23 protein-coding genes are annotated in these 22,510 nt (G+C 37.7%); 10 read left to right on the top strand and 13 right to left on the bottom strand.

Features of this window, described 5'->3' with window-relative positions; all coding sequences use genetic code 11:
• Window positions 1-62 precede the first annotated feature (62 nt).
• Window positions 63-1,094: a lipase secretion chaperone gene (locus tag ACT53H_RS11860; RefSeq protein WP_476009275.1), complete on the bottom strand. Its 1,032-nt coding sequence runs from the start codon at window positions 1,092-1,094 to the stop codon at window positions 63-65.
• Between the two features lie 153 nt (window positions 1,095-1,247).
• Between ACT53H_RS11860 and truB the strand changes: the two genes are divergently transcribed.
• The 3 genes from truB (at window position 1,248) to ACT53H_RS11845 (ending at window position 3,605) form a co-directional block, all read left to right on the top strand.
• On the top strand, window positions 1,248-2,153 hold the full coding sequence (gene truB / locus ACT53H_RS11855; RefSeq protein WP_476009274.1) for a tRNA pseudouridine(55) synthase TruB: 906 nt from the start codon (window positions 1,248-1,250) through the stop codon (window positions 2,151-2,153).
• 19 nt (window positions 2,154-2,172) lie between these two features.
• Window positions 2,173-2,949 (top strand): sulfite exporter TauE/SafE family protein, encoded by a 777-nt coding sequence (locus tag ACT53H_RS11850; RefSeq protein WP_004789764.1) that lies wholly within the window; start codon window positions 2,173-2,175, stop codon window positions 2,947-2,949.
• A 212-nt stretch (window positions 2,950-3,161) separates the two neighbouring features.
• Window positions 3,162-3,605, top strand: coding sequence for a hemerythrin domain-containing protein (locus tag ACT53H_RS11845; protein ID WP_476009273.1), 444 nt, complete (start codon window positions 3,162-3,164; stop codon window positions 3,603-3,605).
• 7 nt (window positions 3,606-3,612) lie between these two features.
• On the opposite strand, the gene ACT53H_RS11840 is transcribed toward ACT53H_RS11845, so the two are convergent.
• From ACT53H_RS11840 to serA, 3 genes are all read right to left on the bottom strand, one after another.
• On the bottom strand, window positions 3,613-4,476 hold the full coding sequence (locus tag ACT53H_RS11840; protein ID WP_151963874.1) for an EamA family transporter: 864 nt from the start codon (window positions 4,474-4,476) through the stop codon (window positions 3,613-3,615).
• A 92-nt stretch (window positions 4,477-4,568) separates the two neighbouring features.
• Complete coding sequence (locus ACT53H_RS11835; protein WP_476009272.1) at window positions 4,569-5,453, bottom strand: EamA family transporter; 885 nt, start codon at window positions 5,451-5,453, stop codon at window positions 4,569-4,571.
• Between the two features lie 98 nt (window positions 5,454-5,551).
• Window positions 5,552-6,784 (bottom strand): phosphoglycerate dehydrogenase, encoded by a 1,233-nt coding sequence (gene serA / locus ACT53H_RS11830; RefSeq protein WP_004789759.1) that lies wholly within the window; start codon window positions 6,782-6,784, stop codon window positions 5,552-5,554.
• A 367-nt stretch (window positions 6,785-7,151) separates the two neighbouring features.
• Here serA and ACT53H_RS11825 point away from each other — a divergent pair, with 367 nt between their 5' ends.
• Window positions 7,152-8,561, top strand: a complete 1,410-nt coding sequence (locus tag ACT53H_RS11825) for an FAD-binding oxidoreductase (protein ID WP_004789757.1) — start codon at window positions 7,152-7,154, stop codon at window positions 8,559-8,561.
• Window positions 8,562-8,627: 66 nt separating this feature from the next.
• Here ACT53H_RS11825 and ACT53H_RS11820 read toward each other — a convergent pair whose 3' ends face one another.
• Window positions 8,628-9,416: a xanthine permease gene (locus tag ACT53H_RS11820; RefSeq protein ID WP_238612193.1), complete on the bottom strand. Its 789-nt coding sequence runs from the start codon at window positions 9,414-9,416 to the stop codon at window positions 8,628-8,630.
• A gap of 186 nt (window positions 9,417-9,602) precedes the next feature.
• Here ACT53H_RS11820 and ACT53H_RS11815 point away from each other — a divergent pair, with 186 nt between their 5' ends.
• Window positions 9,603-9,971 (top strand): hypothetical protein, encoded by a 369-nt coding sequence (locus tag ACT53H_RS11815; protein ID WP_199989436.1) that lies wholly within the window; start codon window positions 9,603-9,605, stop codon window positions 9,969-9,971.
• Between the two features lie 47 nt (window positions 9,972-10,018).
• Here the strand turns inward: ACT53H_RS11815 and ACT53H_RS11810 are convergent, their stop codons facing one another.
• Entirely contained in the window at window positions 10,019-10,333 is a 315-nt protein-coding gene (locus tag ACT53H_RS11810; protein WP_443270293.1) for a putative quinol monooxygenase, read from the bottom strand.
• A 13-nt stretch (window positions 10,334-10,346) separates the two neighbouring features.
• Window positions 10,347-10,934 carry an NAD(P)H-dependent oxidoreductase gene (locus ACT53H_RS11805; protein WP_238612190.1) on the bottom strand — a complete coding sequence of 196 codons (588 nt, stop codon included), beginning with the start codon at window positions 10,932-10,934 and terminating at the stop codon, window positions 10,347-10,349.
• 224 nt (window positions 10,935-11,158) lie between these two features.
• Between ACT53H_RS11805 and ACT53H_RS11800 the strand changes: the two genes are divergently transcribed.
• Together ACT53H_RS11800 and craA are read left to right on the top strand one after the other, a co-directional pair.
• The gene (locus tag ACT53H_RS11800) at window positions 11,159-11,524 is read left to right on the top strand and encodes a hypothetical protein (protein WP_111855048.1); all 366 of its coding nucleotides are present in this window, start codon (window positions 11,159-11,161) and stop codon (window positions 11,522-11,524) included.
• A 371-nt stretch (window positions 11,525-11,895) separates the two neighbouring features.
• Complete coding sequence (gene craA, locus ACT53H_RS11795; RefSeq protein ID WP_174739772.1) at window positions 11,896-13,125, top strand: chloramphenicol efflux MFS transporter CraA; 1,230 nt, start codon at window positions 11,896-11,898, stop codon at window positions 13,123-13,125.
• Window positions 13,126-13,161: 36 nt separating this feature from the next.
• Here the strand turns inward: craA and yccS are convergent, their stop codons facing one another.
• From yccS to ACT53H_RS11775, 4 genes are all read right to left on the bottom strand, one after another.
• A complete protein-coding gene (gene yccS, locus ACT53H_RS11790) occupies window positions 13,162-15,312 on the bottom strand; it encodes a YccS family putative transporter (protein ID WP_476009271.1) in 2,151 nt (716 codons plus the stop codon).
• Between the two features lie 204 nt (window positions 15,313-15,516).
• Window positions 15,517-16,086, bottom strand: a complete 570-nt coding sequence (gene sodC, locus ACT53H_RS11785) for a superoxide dismutase family protein (protein ID WP_081399460.1) — start codon at window positions 16,084-16,086, stop codon at window positions 15,517-15,519.
• A 125-nt stretch (window positions 16,087-16,211) separates the two neighbouring features.
• A complete protein-coding gene (locus ACT53H_RS11780) occupies window positions 16,212-17,330 on the bottom strand; it encodes an AI-2E family transporter (RefSeq protein WP_476009270.1) in 1,119 nt (372 codons plus the stop codon).
• A gap of 124 nt (window positions 17,331-17,454) precedes the next feature.
• Complete coding sequence (locus ACT53H_RS11775) at window positions 17,455-18,099, bottom strand: ParA family protein (protein WP_013196737.1); 645 nt, start codon at window positions 18,097-18,099, stop codon at window positions 17,455-17,457.
• A 159-nt stretch (window positions 18,100-18,258) separates the two neighbouring features.
• Between ACT53H_RS11775 and ACT53H_RS11770 the strand changes: the two genes are divergently transcribed.
• Window positions 18,259-18,726 carry a Holliday junction resolvase-like protein gene (locus ACT53H_RS11770; protein WP_004789735.1) on the top strand — a complete coding sequence of 156 codons (468 nt, stop codon included), beginning with the start codon at window positions 18,259-18,261 and terminating at the stop codon, window positions 18,724-18,726.
• Between the two features lie 139 nt (window positions 18,727-18,865).
• Window positions 18,866-19,429 carry a hypothetical protein gene (locus tag ACT53H_RS11765; RefSeq protein WP_013196738.1) on the top strand — a complete coding sequence of 188 codons (564 nt, stop codon included), beginning with the start codon at window positions 18,866-18,868 and terminating at the stop codon, window positions 19,427-19,429.
• A gap of 52 nt (window positions 19,430-19,481) precedes the next feature.
• On the opposite strand, the gene ACT53H_RS11760 is transcribed toward ACT53H_RS11765, so the two are convergent.
• Together ACT53H_RS11760 and ACT53H_RS11755 are read right to left on the bottom strand one after the other, a co-directional pair.
• Window positions 19,482-20,015: a hypothetical protein gene (locus ACT53H_RS11760; RefSeq protein ID WP_476009269.1), complete on the bottom strand. Its 534-nt coding sequence runs from the start codon at window positions 20,013-20,015 to the stop codon at window positions 19,482-19,484.
• A 26-nt stretch (window positions 20,016-20,041) separates the two neighbouring features.
• Window positions 20,042-20,830, bottom strand: coding sequence for a class I SAM-dependent methyltransferase (locus ACT53H_RS11755; RefSeq protein ID WP_443270283.1), 789 nt, complete (start codon window positions 20,828-20,830; stop codon window positions 20,042-20,044).
• 127 nt (window positions 20,831-20,957) lie between these two features.
• Here ACT53H_RS11755 and ACT53H_RS11750 point away from each other — a divergent pair, with 127 nt between their 5' ends.
• Complete coding sequence (locus ACT53H_RS11750) at window positions 20,958-22,235, top strand: hypothetical protein (protein ID WP_476009268.1); 1,278 nt, start codon at window positions 20,958-20,960, stop codon at window positions 22,233-22,235.
• Window positions 22,236-22,510: the final 275 nt, after the last annotated feature.

The raw sequence follows: 22,510 nt of genomic DNA, 5'->3' as shown, positions 1-22,510 counted from the left end.
TGTATGAAAAGCAGCTTCTTACTGCTAGTGAATGTTTAGCCAGTTTCCAAAAAAGGAAAGGCTTAGTAATTAAATGGCAGCTCACCTCCCTGATCATGGACCGTTTCAAAAGTTCGAAGTCTTAGTTGTTCTTGTGATGAATTGAATTGTTGTTGACGTAACTCTTGAATAGCTTGATTTTTGGCGCTATCACTCATGTTACTTTTAATAATTTCATCTCGACCATCGAGATAACTTGTGACCTTTTGTTGCCAAGCATTCCGCTCTGTATCTAAAGTTTCTAATCGTTGAGTCGCCTCGACTCCAACAAGTGCTGTACGCATCTGTCGAAGTTCTTCTGCTGAACCCTTACGAGCTTTAATTTGTTTGGTCAGGGTATGTAAATCATCAAGTTTAGAAAGTTCTTGCAGGTTTTGCTGCCAGTCTTCTGGAAGTTCCTCAAAACGTTCTTTAAGTTTTCGTGCTTTTTCAATTTCGCTTAGAGAAGAGTCTTCAAGTATCTGCATTCGATCTAGCGTATAGTTCTGATAGACATCTTCGCTCGAGAAAAGACCTTCAATTTCAGAAGTCGAAAAGAAACGTTTTCTTATATCTTGAATTGAATCAAAGATCTTTTGAAAATAATTTTTATCTTGTTGTTTTGCTGAAGGCGTTTGGATTTGAGCAAGTTGTTCACGATATTTTAAATAGCGGGCCCATAAATCCATAATCTGTGAGCGTGCTGGTTCTAAATATTGTCCTTGAATAAATTTCCCAAAGTGATTTTTGATCTGTTCTAAATCGTTTTCGCCATATTGAGTGATAAAATATTCAAAGCAGTCGCGTGTTTGACTGTTAACGACTAAATGCTGGGAACTATCAATTTTTAACTGGCAGTTAACTTCAGTGTCTTGCTGACTTTTACTATGATAAGCATCTTCATTTAACGATGAATGATCTGTGGATGGGGCTGATGCTAAGTTTTGAGCTGTATTTTCACTGACTTGAGCTGATGTGTTTTTTGAGTCAGGACTTAACCAATAGACACATGCAATAAGGCTCAAAATAAAAAATCCGAGCACGCACCACAATACCTTCTTCTGCATTCCGTGCATAAAGATATCTTCCTTAAGTTTTAATTTGTTGTTTTTTTACTCGATCATTAATGTGCCATAAAATAAGTGAAAAGGCACCTAAATATTGTGAAAATATCTTGTCGAATTTGCTAACATGTCGGCACTTTTTTCTAGCTTTGTGTTCCAGTAAAAATGACGACAAAAAATCAAAAAATTTCTCGTCGCCATATCAGTGGTGTATTTCTATTAAATAAACCATTAGGGCTCAGCTCAAATGCGGCTTTGCAAAAAGTGCGTTGGTTATATCGCGCCCAAAAAGCAGGTCATACAGGAGCTTTAGACCCATTGGCGACAGGTTTGCTCCCGATTTGTTTGGGAGAGGCTACCAAGTTCTCACATTATTTGCTGGACTCAACAAAGCGCTACCAAACCACTGTTCGATTGGGGCAAACCACAACGACAGGTGATGTGGAAGGGGAGATTCTACAAGAACGCTCCGTTCCTGTTCTTAACCCAGAGCTTATTGAACAAACTTTAGAGAAATTTAGAGGTGATATTCAACAAGTTCCGCCGATGTACTCGGCTTTGAAAAAAGAAGGCAGACCATTATATGAGCTTGCCCGAAAAGGTATTGAAATTGAGCGTGAAGCACGTCCAGTCACAATTTATGCTTTAGAGCTCATTGAATTTACCGAAAATACGATCACTCTGGATGTAACCTGCTCTAAAGGGACATACATCCGTGTACTCGGTGAAGATATTGGTGAGGCTCTTGGCTGTGGTGGGCATTTAACGATGCTAAACCGGACTCAAACAGGACATTTTGAGCTTATTCCGAGTTATACCATTGAATATCTGGAAAGCTTAACAGAAGAGCAAAGAGAAGCTTTGCTACTTCCAGTTTATGCTCCAGTTGACCATTTCCTAAAAATTCAAGTTCCAGAAGGACGTGAAAAATATTTTTGCAACGGTTTAGAAAGCAATATTGAACATTCTGCAGAAGCAGAAGTTTTGGTGTTTTCGGGTGAGCGCTGTTTAGGCTTAGCTGAGATTACTGATAAAAAACGGTTGGTACCTAAGCGTATCTTAAATTTGTAGTAGATGTAGAGTATAGAGCATGGGTATGGAATGGGATGTTATCCTTAGTTTGATCTTTTTTGCGTTTACTGCGGGAGCAATTGATGCTGCTGTAGGCGGCGGTGGACTCATCCAGATTCCCGGTATCATGAGTACTTTTCCGAACATGCAGACTGCAACGGTTATTGGTACAAATAAATTATCTTCAATCTTTGGTACTGCATCTGCTGCTTATACTTTTGCAAAAAGAGTAAAGTTGCAATGGAAGCTTTTAGCCGTTATTGCTATTTGTGCACTGATTAGTTCTTTTGCCGGTGCGGCTTGTTTATCGTTAATTCCCCAATCGGTATTACGTCCTTTTGTGTTTGTAATGTTGATTGTAATAGCCATCTATACCTTAATTAAAAAGAACTTTGGTCAAGTCCATACAGAGCAAAAAATTACCAACAAAATGTTAATTTTGGCTGCTATCGGTAGTTTGGCGATTGGTTTTTATGACGGTATTTTTGGTCCGGGTACTGGTAGCTTCTTTATCTTTTTCTTTATCCGTTTTCTACAAGTTGATTTTTTACATGCCTCAGCTTTGTCAAAAATTGGTAATTTTATGACGAACTTGGCTGCACTGAGTTTCTTCATTCCAACAGGTCACGCTATTTTGCATATTGGTTTGATGATGGCGGTAGCTAACGTGCTTGGCTCTATTGTTGGGGTGCGTACCGCGCTTAAATATGGTAGTGGTTTTGTCCGTATTATCTTTTTAATTTTAGTCAGTATTCTAATTTGCCGTTTGGGCTATCAAATGTTTGTTACAGGTTAAATAAGATAAAAAAGTATGAACTGATCTTAAAGAGCAGTTCATACTTTTTATGTATCCTTCATAATTTAAAATATAAAAATCATTACAGAAACTTACTAGAAAGAAAACTGTGTAAAAAATAGTCTCATTTTAAGCTACTTAAACATTATAAATTTCAACGTATGATAAACCTTGAAATAAAAAAGATTTTTTAGCTAAAAATGAGGAAGAGAATGAATATTTTCGAAGCATTAAGAGAAAGCCATGAAAATCAACGCAACCTTTCTGTGCAATTAATCCAGACACATGGTTTAACCGAAGAACGAAAAGAATTATTTGATGCATTAAAAAATGAACTTTATGCCCATTCAGTTGCTGAAGACCGTTATTTATATATTCCTTTAATGTTTGATGATGTCGGTTTAGATATTACGAGACATGCTTTATCCGAACATCATGAAATGGATGAGTTGGTCGAGCAGCTCGAAAAAACCGATATGAGTAGCCCAAGTTGGTTAGCAACTGCCAAACAGTTGAGTGAAAAAGTTCATCATCATTTAAAAGAAGAAGAGCATAAATTTTTTCAACAGGCGGGAAAAATTCTCAAAGATAGTGAAAAAGAAACACTCGGTAATAAATATTTAAAGGAATATAAAAAGTATAAAAAGCAGCAATAGTATTTAACTAGGCTACTTTTTTAGTACTTCTTAAAGTAACGCCAATTGATGCCAACATTACACAACCTAAAGCCACCCATTGCAGCATGCTGATTTCTTCGTGAAGTAATAAGAAACCCGTTAATGCTGCCAATGCTGGTGCTAAACTCGTTAGGGTGCCATAAGTTAATTTAGTAAGTTGTTTGAGTGCCATTAAGTCGAGTGCATATGGAATAGCCGTCGCTAAAACTGCAATAAGTAATGCTTTACCCCAGTACTGCGTCTCAAGTAATGCAGGAGCATTATGCCAGATGCTAATCGGTAGTAAGGTTAGGGCAGATAATCCAATTCCAATGGTTAAAGCATGCATCCCTATATTTTGGGTCACAACTTTCTGACCAAAATAAATATAGAAGGCCCAGCAAAATCCAGCACCTAGCGCGCAGGCAGCACCGACGTAGGAAAAGTGGTGTTGCGTTGGGTCTTGCCAAGGCACCATCAGTGCAATACCTAACATCGCGAATGCCACCCAAATGTAGTCACTCTTTTGTTTAATAGAAAGTAGAGCTAGACCTAATGGACCAATGAACTCTAGGCCCACAGCAATTCCTTGAGGTAATTTTCCAAGCGACGTATAGAATAAAATATTCATGAGGCCCAAAGACGCGCAGTACATCAATAAATCACGCCATTTTAAATAGGGTAAGCGTGACCAGATTTTCCATGAGCGGAACATTATAGCGACAATGACCGTTGCAAAGCTCAGCCTTAAAACTGTAACGGTGAGAGGGTCTAATATCGCGATGAGTTGCTTAGCAAATGAAGCGCTGATTTGATATGAGACCATCGACAGAATCATATATAGCACAGCAATAATGGGAAGATTCTGCATGGAAATACTCTAGGGACTCATCTAATATTATTTAAAACTAACGAGGGTTAATTATAGCGAATGCCATGTTTAAACTCGTGGTTTTAGTCGATTTAACTTACAGTTTTTTCACGTTCCTGACGTGCTTTTTGGGTAGTTATGGTACAACCGACCGAAGCTGCAATAATTGTTGCAAGTGCCAACCATTGATTCCATAACAAATACTCACCTAAAAAGATAAAACCAGAAAGTGCAGCAACTGCGGGCTCTAGGCTCATCAATGTTCCGAAACTTAAGGGCGTTAAATTACGTAGAGCTAGCATTTCTAAAGAAAACGGTAATGCGCTGGCTAAAATTGCCAAACCAATAAAATAAACAAGATAGGGGAGCTCTATAACTTGCCCTATTGAGCCTGAGAAAAAAGTAATGGGTAATAAGATGCATGCGCCCACACTCATTCCTAAACACACAGTGTGATTGCCTGATATACCTGACGGTTTCTGTCCAGCAATAATATAAAGTGCCCAACATGCGCCCGCACTAACTGCAAATAATACTCCGATCCAATCCAGACTATGAGCCTGATTGAAAGGGAATAGTAAAATGAGGCCAACAATCGCTAAACTGACCCAAACAAAATCATATTTTTGGCGTGCATGATATAAGGCCACACTTAAGGGACCAATAAATTCAAAAGCAACTGCAATACCAATGGGTAACCGTTCAATTGACAGATAAAAAAGCGCGTTCATTCCTGCAAGAGCAAAGCCATACGCTAAAATAGCTTTCCAGCGGACCCGACTAAAGTTAATTCGCCAAATTCTAAAAATAAAAGCAAGAATAATTGCACCTAAGCATAAGCGCATTGCTGAAACGGTAAGGGTAGGAAAGCTCTGGAACAGAAATTTAGCTAAAGATGCGCTGCTTTGAACGCTTAACATGGCAAGAATAAGAAAACCCAACGCATGTAGCTGAGATTTCTGGTTCGAACTGGACATTTTATTATTTGATCGATTGGTATACTTTTCACATGATAATGTAAATGTCCATAAAAAAGCCACAGACAATGCTGTGGCTTTTAAATTTACAGTTCGTATTAGAACAATACGCGCACGCGAATTGTACCTTCAACTTCATGCAACATATCTAAAGCTTCGTGAGAAGCAGAAGCGTCAACGTCCATTACGAGGTAACCGATGTCACCTTTAGTCATGAGTGATTGACCAGAAATGTTGATGCCTTGCTCAGCAAACAAGTTGTTGATTTTAGACAATACGCCCGGTACGTTTTTGTGGATGTGCAATAAACGGTGTTGGCCAGCAGTTAATGGTAACGCGATTTCTGGGAAGTTTACCGCAGAAAGCGTCATACCCTTGTCAGAGTAAGCAACAAATTTCTCTGCAACTTCTAAACCGATGTTTGCTTGCGCTTCCATGGTTGAACCACCAACGTGAGGAGTCAAAATCACATTGTCTAAGCCACGAAGTGGAGAAACAAACTCTTCACCATTTGCTTTTGGTTCTTTAGGGAATACGTCAACCGCTGCACCAGCAATATGACCAGATTTGATTGCATCTGCTAAATCTTCAATCACTACACATGTACCACGTGCAGCATTTAGGAAGATTGCGCCTTCTTTCATTTTTGCAAACTGTGCTTTAGTGAAGAAGTTGCGTGTAGATGGAACATCAGGCACATGTAATGTAACTACATCAGCAGTCGCTAAAAGTTCGTCTAACGAACCAACTTGGCGAGCATTACCCATTGGTAATTTAGTTACTGCATCGTAATAAATCACATGCATACCTAAGCTTTCAGCAAGAACAGAAAGCTGAGAACCGATGGAACCGTAACCTACAATACCTAAAGTTTTGCCACGAGTTTCGAAAGAACCGACAGCAGACTTGTCCCAACCACCACGATGACAAGCCGCCGATTTTTCAGGAACACGGCGAAGAAGAAGAATTGTTTCAGCAAGTACAAGCTCTGCAACCGAACGCGTATTTGAATACGGTGCGTTAAATACAGGAATACCACGTGCCATAGCTGCTTTAAGATCAACTTGGTTTGTTCCGATACAGAAACAGCCCACTGCGATCAATTTATTTGCAGCTTCGAAAACTTCTTCAGTCAATTGGGTACGCGAACGAATACCAATAAAGTGAGCATCTTTAACAGCTTCTTTTAGTGCTTCGCCTTCAAGAGCAGTTTTGCGATAGTCAATATTGGTGTAACCCGCAGCGTTTAGAGTATCGACTGCGTTTTGGTGAACGCCTTCTAACAAAAGGAAACGGATTTTATCTTTAGGTAGTGAAAGATGTTGGCTCATTACGGCTCCGCTACAAAGGCCAAATTTGGTGGCGCTATCATAACATAATGGTCGGTACTATAGATATTTCGTTTGCGCCATCGTCTTATGGCAATTTTATCTATGTCTAATCACTTCTATTTATGGCTTGTCGCGCATTTTAAATATACTTGGTATGAGATTTTTCTCTGAAAGTCCCATAGAAAAGCATTTATTTACGTTAAACATGTTTTGTAGTGACAGTATCTCTATTCTGAACTTTATCGCTTGAGCTGTTGCATGTAGAATATAGGAGTTCCTTGAACATTATGGCTTTGCTCAGGTGAGAACCCTGAAAATATGAAGTCATAGTCCCACCATAGTTTACTTCTTGCTAGGTCTGCAAACGATGAATGCTCCAGTCGCTTTAACACCTGAGTTACTCACCCAATTAACAGCAATCGTCGGTGAAAACCGTATTAAAACCGATGCTGATAGTCTCGAAAACTGGGGTAAAGATCATACCAAGCATTTTAATCCGAACCCATCGGTCATCGTTTTTCCATCGACCACTGAACAAGTTCAGGCAGTTGTAAAGCTTGCGAACCAGTTTAATATTGCGATTACACCATCAGGCGGTCGTACTGGCCTCTCTGCGGGTGCCGTAGCAACTAATGGTGAAATTGTCATTAGCATGGACAAAATGAACCAGATTCTTGAGTTCTTCCCAGCAGATCGTATGGTACGAGTGCAAGCTGGTGTTGTAACTGAACAATTGCAAAACTATGCTGAAGAGCAAGGGATGTATTATCCGGTTGACTTCGCATCAGCGGGTTCTAGCCAGATTGGCGGTAATATCGGTACCAATGCCGGTGGTATTAAAGTTATTAAATACGGCATGACACGTAATTGGGTGCTTGGTTTAACTGTTGTTACTGGTAAGGGTGATATTTTACGTTTAAACAAAGGCATGGTTAAAAATGCAACTGGTTATGCATTGCAGCATTTGTTTATTGGTGGTGAGGGTACATTAGGTTTAGTGACTGAAGCAGAAATTAAACTAGAGCGCCAACCACAAAACTTACAAGTTTTAGTTTTAGGTGTTCCTGATTTTGACGCAGTAATGCCTGTATTACATGCGTTCCAAAAAGATATCGATTTAACTGCATTTGAGTTCTTTGGTGAACTTGCAATGCAAAAAGTTTTAGATCATGGGCATGTACAACGCCCATTTGAAACTGAATGTCCGTTCTACGTATTGCTTGAGTTTGAAGCACCATATGAGCCGATTCTCGATAAAGCAATGGAAATCTTCGAGCATTGTATGGAGCAGGGTTGGGTACTTGATGGTGTGATGAGCCAGAGCCTTGACCAAGTAGAAAGTTTATGGCGTTTACGTGAAGATATCTCTGAATCAATCGCGCCGTTTATTCCATACAAAAATGATATTTCAGTATTAATTACTCACGTGCCTGCGTTTATTCGTGAGATTGATGCAATTGTTCAAGAGAACTATCCTGATTTTGAAATTTGCTGGTTCGGTCATATCGGTGACGGTAACTTGCACTTAAATATTTTGAAACCTGAAAACTTAACCAAAGATGAGTTTTTTGCGAAGTGTCAGGTTGTGAATAAATATGTGTTTGATACCGTGAAAAAATATGATGGTTCAATCTCTGCCGAACATGGCGTAGGTATGACGAAAAAGCCGTATTTGGAATATTCACGTTCGCCTGAAGAAATTGAATATATGAAAGCTTTGAAGAAAGTATTTGATCCGAATGGTTTGATGAACCCAGGTAAATTGTTTGATCTTTAATACTTGATCGAATAAAAGAATTTCTGTTAAAAGCGTATCGTAAGATGCGCTTTTTTATTAAAAGTTCTATTTCTTGTACGCTTTCCAACCCGTCAGAATATGATAAATCAACGGTAAAAGACTAAGAGCAAAAAAGCTACAAAGCGCAATAGCCCACAGAGGTAAATTCCTTGGATTACCTAAAAAGAAATAGGCAAAAATAGAATAAGACAACATCGAAAACATCGCCATTGTTCCAAGTGGAAGTGTGACTTTAAAAATTAACATGCTAGCAAATGTTTTGTAGGCTTCCATGTCGCACTTTAGACTATAGGCAATAATCATGAGCAACACATAACCTAAAATAAACAGCATAAATAAGGCGGCTGCAAACAATAGAATTGTTCGCCAGCTCTTTTCTTGTGCGGTGTGATCACCAGATTCATAAACAACAGTAATATGTTCACCAACTATAGGTACATCACCAGAGCGAACTGAATTATCTAAAGTTAGAGTTCTGTTTTGATTATCTTTAAATTGAACCTGAGCAGTATGCATGAGTGTTTTAGTTTTATATTTACGCCCATTTGAGTCGGTACGTTCCGTATCTACCCATTCAGAAGTATAACTCACTACAGTTGCATCGTAAGTCGGTTTAGTTGCTAAGCCGTAGACTGCTTGAGAAACCCAATAAGTAAATGGGAAAAATAAAGCACTAATACTAAAAACCACGGCAAATAAATAAGCGAATTCAAACTTACTACTTTTACGATTTTTAGCTAAACGCTTGACCCAAAACTTGGTGAGTACAAATGACCAAATCATCAAAACTGCAACGACTACTAAGAAAACTTGTCCCGCATAAGTCAGTTGCATAATGATCCTATTTGTTATGTGTAGTAGAAATTAATTTTATCAAACGATTGTCATTAAAGCTGATTGAGCAAGAACAATTATTCGGTCTGTAAAAGAGTAGCCATCCTTAGAACTACATAGTTTCTACAGAGTAACCGAGCAAGGCATAGCATCATAAAGCCATGCCTTTTGTTTTTGGTGATAAAAATGCAACGTTTATTTTTAATTTCGGCGCTCTGTGCTGGACTTTTCACTGGGTGTGCGACGACCAGTAAATTAATTCCTTTTGTGGGCTCAGAAACCCCAATGCAACAAGTACTGAAAGCTCAACCTGAGATTGTAAAAGAGCATAACAATACCTCAGTTCAGCAAGTTTTTAATCGAGTAGAATCTCCAACTGTTTCTCGTATTACTGTTATACAAACCGGTTTAATGGATGACTCTGTCTCTGCCATTCGAACAGAATATGCATTTAAATTAGTCGATGAAAAGTGGCAATTGCAGAATAAGCAAAAAAGTTATCAGTGTGCGAGAGGGAAAGGCTCTAGAGGGTTCCAAACACAGCTTTGTTCTTAAAATATAAAAAAAGACAATAAATATATCGTCTTTTTTTATGGGCTAAATTATACGCCGCTTTCTAAAATTTTAATTTTGACATCAATGACATCATCTTTAACTGCTGCGTGATGTGCTTGCATATGAGGTGTAGCCAAATGTGCTTCAAGATGAGCAACACTTTCCCATTTTTCTAACATCACAATTGTGTCAGGCTCTTTAGTTTGAAAGCTGGCATCCGATATATGATCAATTAAAGGTTCATAACCATGACAACCATCTTCGGCTAAAACAGTTGGAATAATTTTTTGAAAAGCATCCAACACGTTTTGACGATGCTGCCCAGCTGATTTGGTGCGAATTTCTGCAATAATGGTTAGCATGGATTTCTCCTTATTAAGCTGCTGCAAATACACTATTTAAGTGTGCTTTATATTCTTCAACATAACGATCAACGTTAGGCATTTTAATTACGTCGTTTACAATAAAAGTCGGTAATGTGCTCATGCCTAAGAACTGATTAGCTTTATGAAATGGTAAATAAACACCATCTACGCCTACGCCGTGGAAGAACTGATCTGCATCATCAAATGCTTCCATTGGCGCATTCCAAGTCAATGACAGCATATATTTTTTGTCATGAATTAAACCACCTGAACCATATTTTTTTGAAGCATCAGAACGACTACGACCATCATTTGCGTAAAGTGAACCATGACCTACAGTAAATACATCATCGATATATTTTTTAACTGTCCAAGGCGCACCCATCCACCAACCTGGCATTTGGTAAATAACGACATCTGCCCATAAGAATTTTTCAACTTCATTTTCGGCATCATAATCGCTATCGGCACGGGTCATTTGAACTTCATGGCCAAGTTCCGTGAGATGGGTCGTTGCGAGTGTGGTTAATGTGTCATTTAATTCACCATTTGAATGGGCAAATTGTTTGGCACCATTAATCACTAAAATCTTACTCATGAGAGTCACTCTAATTAAATTCCTAAATTTGATGTGTACTTTACGGAATTTACTCTTGTTGAAAAATGCATGAATAGGAAAAATATTATTGATTAAAAGTCACTAATATTGATTTGATGCATCATTTTATTTTCCACATTAAAGATGCACACTTTACAAAGTAGAACGGAAAAAATTATTTGTAGTCTTTAGCATTAAGTTTGGGTAAATCTAAGAGATCACGTATGAGAAAAATGAGTTTGCTGATTGCTTTTAGCCTTGTAACACTAACGGCTTGTGCCCCAGCAAAAAATTCTTCTGCTCAACTTGCTGATAGCCCGATACAAGCGGTATTACTTGATCAGCCTGATCTTTTAAATGATGCAAACAATTTGGATATTTCACAGCAAATGAATGCTGCCGATGATCCCTCTAATGCTCAAGTCACTATTTTACAGACAGATCCGAGCGAAGATGCGATAACAAAAGTCCGTACAGAATATTTATTAAAACGAGACCAGCAAGTCTGGAAAATTGTGAATAAAAAGCAAAGCTATCAATGTACACAAGGGCAAGATGCCCCAGACTTTCAAGTTAATCCTTGTCCTTAGTGCTTAATTTTTTATCGAATATGTGGATAACTTTGAGTTTGTGCACAACAATAATTTGCGGGTCTTTTAGTGCAAAAAACTGAAATTTAAGCTTCTTGAAATTGCATGATTGCTGATCAATTTAAAAAGTGCTATTGTTGCGCTCGGCAATTGTGCCAATTGGTAAAAATTACCGAATCTCACGTCATACATTTTTTCTCATTTTAGACACCTTGTGAATACGGTGTTTCACATTCTAAACATGCACTCTCACGGCATATAAAAACTTAACTAAAGATTGATTGACCATACTGTCATCGTCATGACTACATTATTTATTTCAATATGTAGTTACTGAGACATTTTGGCCGCTATTTTGAAGTGTACAAATCATGAAAAATATTCAAACGACAACGTTGAACCGTACAACGTTGATGTTTCCTTTGGCTTTAGTGCTATTTGAATTTGCGGTTTATATTGGTAATGACTTGATTCAGCCAGCCATGTTGGCAATTACTCAAGATTTTGGTGTAAGTGCAACTTGGGCACCATCTTCAATGTCATTCTATTTATTAGGTGGTGCTACGGTTGCGTGGTTACTTGGGCCATTATCAGATCGTCTCGGACGTAAAAAAGTACTGCTAGCAGGGGTTTTGTTCTTTGCTCTATGCTGCTTCTTAATTTTACTAACGCGGCAAATAGAACAGTTTCTAGCATTAAGATTCTTGCAGGGAATTGGCTTAACTGTAATCTCCGCAGTCGGTTATGCCGCTATTCAAGAGAGTTTTGCTGAGCGTGATGCAATTAAAGTTATGGCACTCATGGCAAATATCTCGTTGCTTGCACCATTGTTGGGGCCTGTACTTGGAGCCTTTTTAATTGATTATGTGTCCTGGCATTGGGGTTTTGTCGCCATTGCTGTATTGGCATTACTCAGTTGGGTCGGTTTAAAAAAACAGATGCCAAGTCAGCAGGCCAGTGTAACTCGACAACCTTTTAGTTATCTTTTTGATGATTTTAAAAAGGTGTTTACTAACCGCCGTTTTTTAGGCTTAAGTCTGGCCCTACCGTTGGTCGGCATGCCTTTAATGCTTTGGATCGCTTTATCTCCAATCATTTTGGTAGATGAGTTAAAGCTCACAAGTGTGCAATATGGCTTGGCTCAATTCCCAGTATTTGTTGGTCTCATTGTAGGTAACATTGTTTTAATTAAAATTATTGATCGTCTCGCTTTAGGTAAAACTATTCTAATTGGCTTACCGATTATGCTGATTGGGACACTCATTTTAATATTAGGTGTGGTGTGGCAAACCTATTTAATTCCTTGTCTACTTACAGGCATGACGCTCATCTGTTTTGGTGAGGGAGTTAGCTTTTCAGTCTTATATCGCTTTGCACTCATGTCATCCGAAGTTTCAAAAGGAACTGTTGCAGCGGCAGTTTCGATGCTATTGATGATGAGCTTCTTTGCAATGATTGAACTGGTACGTTACCTCTATACACAATTTCATTTATGGGCCTTTGTATTATCTGCATTTGCTTTTATTGCTCTTTGGTTTACTCAACCACGAAGTGCTTTAAAGCAGGAAATGCAAGAGCGACAACAACAAGGCAACAACTAAAAAATACCGGAATTTATATTCCGGTATTTTTTTATATCAGGTAATTTCTTGCTCTAACAGCTTGTCTTTAAGCATCAGCAATTCTGGTAATGTTTCTAACAATAAACTGATTTGTTTCAAGACTAAGGTGTATTTCTCAGATAGCTGTTCTTGAGCTGTTAAGTCCTGAATTTCTATTAATACTTGAGAAATGAGCGTGTGGTTGGGTAGGGTTTGCTCAAGAACACTCTGGCTCAAAATTTCTTGGCAGCGTAGTAATAATTGTAAAATCTGCTCTTCATCAATTTTCTGTCGTTGGCTACCTAACGCTGCCACATAACTCAGCTGGCTATGGCTGTAAACCAAATAGCGAAAAGCGTAATGAATGAGCTGAGGATTTGGATTCGGTTCAGCACTTAAACTCGAGATCATGTTCGATAGCTCGATTTGAGCATTATGGGCAGCACGACGAATTCGACGGTATTCTATATCCTGATTTTTGCCATACTGATATTGCTCAACAATCACATTGAAATAATCTAATGTCGCTTTGCTACTTTTCTTAATATTGTTAGGAATATTGCGGAAGTTCCAATCAGGCCAAATAAAGTTTACGGCAAGCCATGCAATAAAACAGCCTAATAGCGTATCTATCAGACGAGGCAAAATAATGCTGTAGCCTGCACCTTTTAAGTTAAAAATTAACAGCACCATCAGGGTGGCCATAAGCGTCGCCAATGCATATTTCTTTTGGCGTAAGTAGAAAAAGCAGACTCCGCAAATAATCGTAATGATGAGCTGACCTTCAATACTCGGTACAAAATATAGAATAGGTATTCCTAATAAAACACCGAGTAAGGTGCCAATCGTTCTTAGTTTAAGGCGGCTTTTAGTCGCAAAATAAGTGATCTGGCAGACAAATAAACTAGTCAGTAAAATCCAATAGCCATGCTGAGCAAAGGGTAATAATGAAATGGCATAACCTGCGGCGAAAACAACTGCAATTCGTATGGCATGTCTAAACAATGCTGATTGTGGTGTAAGCTGTTGCCTGAGTTTTAAGATCAGATCTGAAAAACCTTGAATATCATCATCAAGTAAATTTAAGTGTTCTTGTCTTGTTTGGGTGTTATTTTCAGGGAAGGGCTGTGCATATTGTAGTTGTTCAAACTGTTCATGCATCCCTTTTAAATTATCAAAAATAAGTCTTAAATTTTTAACTTCAAAGTTTTGTGGATGCTGCTGTATCCAGTCCTTTAAAGAACTTTCCAAATGGTTCAATACGGTCTGGCTTTCTTGCGATGGCTGAGATGGCCGGTTATGCAAAATACATTGAGCTAGATCTTGGCACGCTTGTGCTTGTAGGCGCAGGTTTTTTTGGAAACGGAAAATAAGATCACTACGGCTGAAGTTCTGTTGAATATGTTCGTAATGTAAATAATTAGAGGTGGCTTGCTCGTGAATGTCTCGAGCAAAAAAATATAGGTTTAGCCAATAGATACTTTTATTACTGACGCGTGAAGCCTTGAGTCGAGTGAGCAGAGAACTTCGTATTTGATTGAGGCTTTGAGCAACTTGCGTATTTTGTAAGGATAGTTCATATAAAAGTTGTTCTACGTTTTCTTTATTGTCTGGATCAAACAAACGTGCTTTTGCTTGTAGTAGAACAGAAATTTCTTTAAAAATTTGTGAGAGCTTATCTTGTAAGGGAAGGGTTGGTTTAATAATAAAAAACAAAATAGATGTAAAGCCGTACCACAAAGCACCATAAACAAAGTAGGTAGGTTGTTGGTACCAGTGCGCATATTCTCCTAAACCGAACATGCTATAAATGGAAAGCAGAATCGTGCCAAACGAAATTGTGGCATAACGTTGCCCTAAAGCGCCTAATAAAATGAAAAAAGCACTAGAAAGAGAAAGATATAAAATAAAGAAAATTTTGTAGGGAGCTAAAAAGCCAAGAATACTACTGACTATAAAAAAGAGGAGGCAGACGTAAACCAAATTACGTAATCGAATACTTAAACGATCATCAAAGTCGGTTAATGCTGCTGCAATCGCGCCTAAAGTCACAGGAACGATGAGCTCGTTATGGCCTAACCACAGTAAACCCAAAGTTGTGCCTGTGAGTACAATCAAAATTTGCAGGCAATAAATTAAAATGGAGTTCGTCTTAAAACTATTAAATATTTGGGTCAGATAGTTCACGGCTTTTGTTCTAAATTAGAGAATACGTGAGAAAGCAGTATGTAACTTTAAATTTTTATTACTTCAAAAATATTATTCTTTTTAGCCACAAAAGTCAGTCATTTTTTAAGATTTTATTAGGCTTAAATCAAGTTGTAACGATCAATAAATTAACAAAATTGTGGATATCTTTTTAGATACCCACAATTTGAAAAAAAACATAAATTATTTAATCACACCACATGCAATTCGTGCTCCGCCACCGCCGAGAGGTAGAGGTGAGTCTGAATAGTTATCGCCACCAGCATGAATCATGATAGCTCGACCTTGAAGATCAGCAAGTTTCAATCGAGGTGCGATCACAGCAGTCGTTGCAACACCAGTATTATCGACTACTAAAGCAGGTAAATCACCTAAGTGGCCAGTTGTTGGGGTACCGTGATGAGGAGCTTGATTCGGGTTATAGTGACTACCAGCAGCTAAAGCAGCGCCCGGTTTCCCATCTTTTACAGCTGGTTCACAAGAAGCATTTTCATGAATATGAAAGCCGCGTGTACCACTTGGTAAGTCAGCAAGAGCAGGGGTAATAATTAAACCTTTATCGCTATCTTGAAAGCTAATCGTACCGATTTTTTTACCAATACCATTAGCGGTTACTTCATTTACATCAACTACTTTTTTCGTATGCATTGTCGTTAATGCTTGAGCGGTATCTGATACAGTTTTTGTGACTGAACTACAGCCAACCGTAAAAAAAGCTGTAAGCGCACAGACTGCGCCAATTTTATTAAACATCTGCATGATCGGATGTCCTTATAAATATATATGATTGTTTGATTCAAACAAACGAAGGTTTAACCTACAAGTTAATTTAAATAGTTAATTTGTATCTAGAAACATTTTTAAATTAAATAAATACGTCAATCTTTGTCGTTAGAAGATTCATTTTCAGAATCATAAATCATAGTCGTTTTAGGCATTGGTTCAGGCTCAATGGTTTCATGTAACCATTCACGCCAAATTGCCAGTAAAATAGCTAGAATTACAGGCCCAATAAATAAACCTACCAATCCAAAACTAGCAATACCGCCTAATACACCAAACATAATTAATAAGAATGGAATTTTTGTAGCACCAGAAATCACAAGTGGTCGAATCACATTATCTGAGCTACTCACAATCACTACACCCCAAACCACTACACCAACTGCTTCCATAGTTTGTCCCTGAGAGAACAACCATAGGCCGACACCTAAATAGGAAATTGGTGTACCAAATGGAATTAAAGCCAATAAGAAAGTAGCAATGGTAAGTACCATTGGGTTAGGGACACCTGCTACGAAATAACTTAATCCAGCTAAAACAGCTTGAGCAATTGCAGTTAAACCCACGCCATAGACTACAGCACGAGTCGTCTCAGAAATCGTATCGAGATAATGGTGAATACGAGGGCCTATAACCATTTCTAAGGCTTTACTCACCTGAGACAAAATCATTTGACCATCACGGTAGAAGAAAAATAGGCTAAATACGGCAAAGCCAAGTTTGACAATATTTTTACTAATTTCACCGAGCAGTACACGGCCATAACTTAAATGGCTTTGTACCCAAGCTGCAACATTTTGAATCGTGCTATTAGGATCGTTATTTAATTCATTGAGTGTACGAGAGATTTCTTTTCCAACAAAAGGAAGATCACGAATAAAATCAGGGACACTTAAATGACCTGAAAAAACCTGACGTTGTAAGTCAAAATATAAGTTGCGGCCTTCATGCTGCAAAATAAAAATAGCGCATGTAAAAGGGACGCCAACAACCAAAATGACCAGACTAATCATTAGAGTTGCATTTAAAGTATTACGGGTTTCTCCAAAAAAACGTTGAATTCTTAAATAAATAGGCCAAGTCATATAAGCAATGATGGCAGCCCAAAGTACAGGAACAATAAAATATTTCAGGATATTAAATCCTAAAAAAATCAAAATAAAAAACAGCCCAAACAATAAAACGCGCTGTAAATTAGGAGCGTATGGATGCACGAACAATATTTCTCTAATTTTCTACATAGAATAAAGTCATATTAACTGAAAAATAACCTGAGGCAAATTTTAAGGCCGCAATGTAAAGAACCTTATACATCTCTTTTTAGAGACTAAAAGTTATTTAAAACCACTCAGCTTTATCTTCAACTAACTTGTTTAGAACAGGTTGCCATTGGTTTTGAATCGTAATAAAGTTTTTTTGAGGCTTATCAAAAATGCTTAAGCCTTGCATTGCTAAGCTGCCATATGCAGTGCGTTCAGCAATCCATGCAACAGGTTCCTGTTCAATTTTTTCAAAAAACTGTTGAATATCTTTTGAGCTGGCACTGTTTGGTTTTACGCGATTTGCAAGAAGTAAAATCTGAACTTTGCCTTTTCGAATGCGCTTAATATCTTGTAAATGCTTCAAAAAGCGACGAGTACTGTCTATATCAAAAAATGAAGGCTGAAGTGGAGTAATAATGGCATGAGCTTCACTAATCAGTTGCTCAGCATGTTCACCTGAAAGTGCACCAGGTGCATCAATAATTAAATAATCCAGATTTTTAGGCGCGTCACCAATTGATTTTTCATGACGCCAGTCGAGGCTTTGAATTTTTGCGACACCATCGGGGCGCTGTTTTAACCACTGTAAAGCCGATTTTTGATTGTCCGAATCTGCTAATGCTACTTTATATCCTTTTTGTGCCAATGCTGTTGCCAACGTAATGGCCGTCATGGTTTTTCCGCATCCGCCCTTTTGATTTGCAATAAGTATCGTTTTCATAAATCCAATTATTTTCAGCAGCACATTTGTTTATGTTTTATACCTTAGCATCTTTTTATGTGAAGGAGATGACCACATTTGACAAAAGTTTAAGCTGTTTCGTTATTTTAGATATGATTAGATCTGTAATCTTGATTCGCGCTTTTTTAAGGAAAATTTATGTCTGTATGGCTTGCCATGCTTATTGGTGCTGGAATTGGCATCATTATCACTACTCTTATTTTATCAAACACTCGCAATGGACGAATTAAGGCTGAATATGAGCAATATATTGCTGAACTTGAATTAGAGCATCAACAAGCTCTTACTCAAGCACAAAAGAGAAGTGTAAATACAAGCCGTGCGGTGTTGAAAGGAAAAATGGCAGAACAATTTGCTCCGGTTTTGCCTGAATTTCAGTATCTACCAAGCGATGCAAAATTCATGGGTGATCCGGTGGACTATATTATCTTTGATGGATATACCGATTTTCGTGATGGTGATGGGACGGCAGAAGACATTAATATTATTTTACTTGATGTAAAAAGTGGCGGTGCAAGGCTCACTAAAGGTCAGCAAGCTATTGCACAAGCGGTCCAACGAGGTAAGGTTCGTTTTGAAACTCTAAGAATAGATTTTGAAGATTAACAAGCTGTTTAATTCAGCACAAAAATAGACGAAAGTGATCTGTATTGTTACTAAATTCCGATATTTTTTTCATCGCTTAAAGCTACTATAAATTGAAGATCTATTCACTTTGATCTAGCAATATTTGAGGTGTAACGCGATGAAAAAACAATGTTTGATGATGGGCTTGCTGACTGCTATTGGCATGAGTTCAGCATTTGCATCGACCTCAAGTGAATATAATATTGCCAATGGTTTGAACCCGATAGAAAAAGATCAATCTATTTCTGTATTACAACCTTTTCAAGGAAATTTCAGGATCTTGGGTTCAAAAGTTTATCAAAATGATGAACAAGCTAAATTTTCTCCTATCGACTATGCCGTAAGTTGGGGGTTGTTTGCACAGCCTGAAATTGCACGTCATATTTCAGTGAAACAATATGACCGTTATTTAAACTGGAAAATTCCTAAATTACCTGTTCCAGCAGAGCAAGCAATGCAAATGGTGTCTAACATGCACATCATTCCTGCAAACCCTGAAATTGCTCAGCAGATTAAACAAGTTAAACGTGGTGATCTCGTTTATCTAAAAGGGGATCTTGTCGAGATTAAAGACAAAAACTTAGTCTGGAAATCTTCACTTACGCCAACCGACACGGGTGATGGTGCATGTGAATTATTCCGTGTTCAGGCAATTCATTGGGTTGAAAAGCAAAATATATAATTGGAAAAAAGCCTTCAGAAATATGAAGGCTTTTTTATAAGTAATGTAATACTTATTTCTGTTGCGATGCTTTCCAATACTTTAATTGATTTTGTGCTTGTAAATAGTCGGCAAGATCATTGATCTGTTCATCTTTAGTCGCGTGCTTATCGCTATAGTATTTTTCTTGGTTTTCCCAATATTGATAAAGTAGTCCCTGAATGTAGCGGCCTTGCTCAGTTTTTAAATCTAAATCTTTTAACATGGCTAGAGCAGAGCGCACATTATCGAGTGTACGTTGTTGCTCAAAATCTGTTGTGAGTGTTCCTGCTTCATGCATTTTTGCTAACTCATTTTCCATTTCGTCGCTCATTTCGGTAAAGCGGTGGTCATAGTCCTCTAAAAGTGCAATATCGTGTGCATCATCAGCAGTGGCAGGGAACGTCTTAACAGGTCTTTCATTTAGTTTTTCTAAAACCTGATCTGTAGATGAAGTGGCAGACGGTTGTTCCGTCTTAGCAGGCTCATCCGCTTTTTTACAAGCAGTAAGTAATAGGCTAGAGCAAAGCAAAGACATTAATATGACTTGAGGTGTTTTCTTCTTCATAACTTTCAACCAAACCTATTCACTAATTATTTAACGGGTAACGTACTTTTCTGAAAGTGATATGCATATGTGACATATGGAAAATCAATCTGATCTTGAGGACCTAATCCCGTAAAATCATAAACAATTTTTTCAAACTGTGCTTTGAGTTGTAACTGATCTTTTTTGGTCATTGCAGCAATAAAACTCGTAGAGAGTAAACGTTTACTCACGACTTGTTCGACAGAACCGCATTGCGACTGTGTAAATGTTTGTAGGCTATCAAATACGAATAAATCTTGTTGTTCAAACACACGTTTCCACTTTTCACTATGGTAACGCGGCGTGTTTCCTTCAAGAGGAAGGAGAAAATCAGCTAAGGCTTTCACCCAATCCCTACGCTCGTCGCGTTGATTCCAAACAAGTCCTAAATGTCCTTGTGGTTTTAATACTCTATACATTTCTGTTAGGGTATCAAGGTTGTCAAACCAGTGGAAAGATTGCGCACAAATAATGGCATCAATTTCATGGTCTGCTACAGGAATCGAATGGCTAAAAGCCTGTAATGTTTTGATATCAGGATAAACTTGTTGAAGCTGCTGTAACATCTCGCCAATTGGCTCAACTGCAATAACATCTGCATGTGTTTGTTTTAAGTAGGGTAAGAATTTGCCAGTACCCGATCCAAGATCGATAACAGTAGAGTTTTCCTGTATTTGTAGGCAATTTTGCAGCCAACTTACTATTTCTGCGGGATAATTAGGTCTAACTTGCTGATATAGTTCAGCAGCTGAGCTGAAGCCTTTTTGAGCGGCAGGATGTAAGGATTGTGTCATATTTTGCGCTTTTTAATCTGACTGGCATCTATAAAATAAGATACTCCGCAATCATAAATTGGCAAAACACCTATTTTGTTTCATTTTTGACGTTGTATGTGGGAGTAAATTTTCTTTCGGTGTGAGCATGGATAAGCAAATTATTTTTGAAGACGAACACATTAGAGCCATTTTTTTACCAGGCGATTCTAATACATTGGTTCTCTCTTTTGGCGATTTGATTACCCGAGCGAGTGGCTTATCTATCAATGCTGAAAAGTCCCTAATTAAATACCAATATAATATTATTGGGGTAATGCCAAAACAAAAATCATGGTTTCCGCAAGCGAGCATGATTGAGCTGGCAAAAGCGATTTCGCCTATTCTACAAGGCTTTAAAAATATTGTGGGTTATGGCGGTTCGATGGGCGGCTATGCAGCAATCAAATATTCTAATTTATTGAATATGAATCGTGTGATTGCATTTGTACCTCAATATTCAATTGATCCTGAGCAGGTTGAAGATAGACGCTATGCCGAGTTTTTCGATGCTGTGGCAAATAAAGACATGCAAATCCAGTCGCAAGATGTCGATGCAGCGCGTGAATACGTCATTGTTTATGACCCTTACTTTTCGACTGACCGTGAACATTATCTAAAAATAAAAGAGCTATTACCAAGCTTACATACAATTCATTTGCCATTTACTGGTCATGAAGCATTGTCTGTATTGGCAAGTTCAAGTTTATTACATGATTTTATTGAGCATGAATTTGACGAAATTTATTTTTATCAACAAGTTCGCAAGGTCAAAAAGCAAAGTAAGTTTTACTTCCGTAATGTACTTGCACATGTTCTTACCCATCATGATGACATGTTGTTAAAAATGTTACGCCAAAATGATTTTCAGCTTGATGAGCGTTATTTTGATAACCCCCTTAAACAGGCTATTACGCGTAGTCTGATAAAGACACAGCAAGCAACTGAGCTAGACTTTCAAAAGTTAGGTATTAAAGTACCGCGAGTTCAGGATGCTGCGAATTATAAAGAAGGATTGCAGACCAGCTTTGGCACAATTTTGGTATTCAACCTCATTAATTCAAAGTTTGAAAGTTATGCTCTAGATGTTCTGCTGGCGAATAAATCTTATTTGATTCCAATTGTGGCTGAACACACTGGTGTAGTTCACATTGAATTAAATAATGAAAATTATTTGTTGGGAATGAATGATCGCAAAGTTATTAAATTGTTCAAGTACAACGAGCCTTTATCATCAGATATGAGCCCGTTTGTAGTCAAAAAATATTCCGACTACTTTGCAATCAGCTATAAGCAATTAAATTTATCTTGTGATGAATACGGGATGTGTGAATTTATAGAAGGTTCAATTCAGCCGACTGAACAACTGGCCTTAATCAGCTTTTAAAACTTTATAGTGGTTAAATAAAGCTCAGACCTTTAGGTTTGAGCTTTATTTTTTGCTTAAAAAATATTTTTTCATAAACTTATTTGTATATTAATTTGAAATTCATTATTTAAATAAATAGTGTATTTGTTCTGCGAATATTTATTGTATTAAAAGTAGATATAGCCAGTGGTGAATATAAATACTATATTTTGAAATAAATGGGTTTTCTTAATATATAAATTATAGAAATGGTGTTAGGTTAATTAAAATACATAAATAATGATGTTTTTCTA

The organism is Acinetobacter sp. DMC2, assembly GCF_056314305.1.
This window is presented reverse-complemented; position numbering and strand designations above follow the sequence as displayed.

Coding starts and splice junctions, on each gene's coding strand:
- ACT53H_RS11860 (WP_476009275.1), bottom strand. CDS start 1,094: ATGCACGGAATGCAGAAGAAGGTATTGTGGTGCGTGCTCGGATTTTTT.
- truB (WP_476009274.1), top strand. CDS start 1,248: ATGACGACAAAAAATCAAAAAATTTCTCGTCGCCATATCAGTGGTGTA.
- ACT53H_RS11850 (WP_004789764.1), top strand. CDS start 2,173: ATGGGTATGGAATGGGATGTTATCCTTAGTTTGATCTTTTTTGCGTTT.
- ACT53H_RS11845 (WP_476009273.1), top strand. CDS start 3,162: ATGAATATTTTCGAAGCATTAAGAGAAAGCCATGAAAATCAACGCAAC.
- ACT53H_RS11840 (WP_151963874.1), bottom strand. CDS start 4,476: ATGCAGAATCTTCCCATTATTGCTGTGCTATATATGATTCTGTCGATG.
- ACT53H_RS11835 (WP_476009272.1), bottom strand. CDS start 5,453: ATGTCCAGTTCGAACCAGAAATCTCAGCTACATGCGTTGGGTTTTCTT.
- serA (WP_004789759.1), bottom strand. CDS start 6,784: ATGAGCCAACATCTTTCACTACCTAAAGATAAAATCCGTTTCCTTTTG.
- ACT53H_RS11825 (WP_004789757.1), top strand. CDS start 7,152: ATGAATGCTCCAGTCGCTTTAACACCTGAGTTACTCACCCAATTAACA.
- ACT53H_RS11820 (WP_238612193.1), bottom strand. CDS start 9,416: ATGCAACTGACTTATGCGGGACAAGTTTTCTTAGTAGTCGTTGCAGTT.
- ACT53H_RS11815 (WP_199989436.1), top strand. CDS start 9,603: ATGCAACGTTTATTTTTAATTTCGGCGCTCTGTGCTGGACTTTTCACT.
- ACT53H_RS11810 (WP_443270293.1), bottom strand. CDS start 10,333: ATGCTAACCATTATTGCAGAAATTCGCACCAAATCAGCTGGGCAGCAT.
- ACT53H_RS11805 (WP_238612190.1), bottom strand. CDS start 10,934: ATGAGTAAGATTTTAGTGATTAATGGTGCCAAACAATTTGCCCATTCA.
- ACT53H_RS11800 (WP_111855048.1), top strand. CDS start 11,159: ATGAGAAAAATGAGTTTGCTGATTGCTTTTAGCCTTGTAACACTAACG.
- craA (WP_174739772.1), top strand. CDS start 11,896: ATGAAAAATATTCAAACGACAACGTTGAACCGTACAACGTTGATGTTT.
- sodC (WP_081399460.1), bottom strand. CDS start 16,086: ATGTTTAATAAAATTGGCGCAGTCTGTGCGCTTACAGCTTTTTTTACG.
- ACT53H_RS11775 (WP_013196737.1), bottom strand. CDS start 18,099: ATGAAAACGATACTTATTGCAAATCAAAAGGGCGGATGCGGAAAAACC.
- ACT53H_RS11770 (WP_004789735.1), top strand. CDS start 18,259: ATGTCTGTATGGCTTGCCATGCTTATTGGTGCTGGAATTGGCATCATT.
- ACT53H_RS11765 (WP_013196738.1), top strand. CDS start 18,866: ATGAAAAAACAATGTTTGATGATGGGCTTGCTGACTGCTATTGGCATG.
- ACT53H_RS11760 (WP_476009269.1), bottom strand. CDS start 20,015: ATGAAGAAGAAAACACCTCAAGTCATATTAATGTCTTTGCTTTGCTCT.
- ACT53H_RS11755 (WP_443270283.1), bottom strand. CDS start 20,830: ATGACACAATCCTTACATCCTGCCGCTCAAAAAGGCTTCAGCTCAGCT.
- ACT53H_RS11750 (WP_476009268.1), top strand. CDS start 20,958: ATGGATAAGCAAATTATTTTTGAAGACGAACACATTAGAGCCATTTTT.